2 protein-coding genes are annotated in these 665 nt (G+C 38.3%); both read right to left on the bottom strand.

The features are described 5' to 3' along the window. Window positions 1-219: 219 nt before the first annotated feature. Window positions 220-453, bottom strand: coding sequence for a pilin (locus tag AC3G7N_RS21300; RefSeq protein WP_489424137.1), 234 nt, complete (start codon window positions 451-453; stop codon window positions 220-222). 5 nt (window positions 454-458) lie between these two features. Next, window positions 459-665, bottom strand: a 207-nt coding sequence (locus tag AC3G7N_RS21295) for a hypothetical protein (protein ID WP_489424136.1), incomplete at its 5' end; no start/stop codon positions are given.

The raw sequence follows: 665 nt of genomic DNA, 5'->3' as shown, positions 1-665 counted from the left end.
TTGAATCGTGACAGAATCGTCTAAATTAAATTCATCACAAATTGCTTTTTCAATACCACGAATATCGTCAATTGATTGTATAGGCTGTTCTAGTGTAATATCCACGTTTCCGCCACCATCTTCATAAAGATAACTGATAAAATACGTACAGTTTCCATTTGCGCCTTCTCGCATACTTCACCCTCCCTTTTAAAAATGAAAATAGCTTCAAAATGCTGCTTAAAATCCAACAACGCGTCCGCCTAACCAACTTACAAGGCTAGCTGCCAAGTAGACAATGGCAAAACCAATCCCTACATTAACCATCCATCCGACATGCATTTCTTTCTTTTGCGGATCTCTAGCAAACGTCCACATAAGACCAATTACAACTAGTACAAGTCCAGCTAATACAGGTGCAATTGGTTTAATGCCATCCGTGATATTGGTTATGGTTTCAATTGCATCTTGCATTTATTTCACTCTCCCTTCTTATTCGCTACTTCTGTAACCTGTTTTCGATATTGCACATTAAATTCCAAGATGATTTCCTGATGCTTTTCATGTAGCCATTCAAAATACGAATTGCCATCGGATTCAATAATTCCTTTTGCCAACGATTCAAACTCCTTAAATCCTTCCGGCGTCGATGGCTTCCGATTTTTCTTTGTTGATGGTTTCTTGCT

It is taken from the genome of Virgibacillus carmonensis, assembly GCF_057836705.1.
The sequence above is the reverse complement of the archived record's forward strand: the minus strand, read 5'-3'. Positions and strand labels throughout refer to the sequence as shown.

Excerpts from the sequence above, each read along its gene's own strand:
- AC3G7N_RS21300 (WP_489424137.1), bottom strand. The coding sequence starts at position 453 with ATGCAAGATGCAATTGAAACCATAACCAATATCACGGATGGCATTAAA.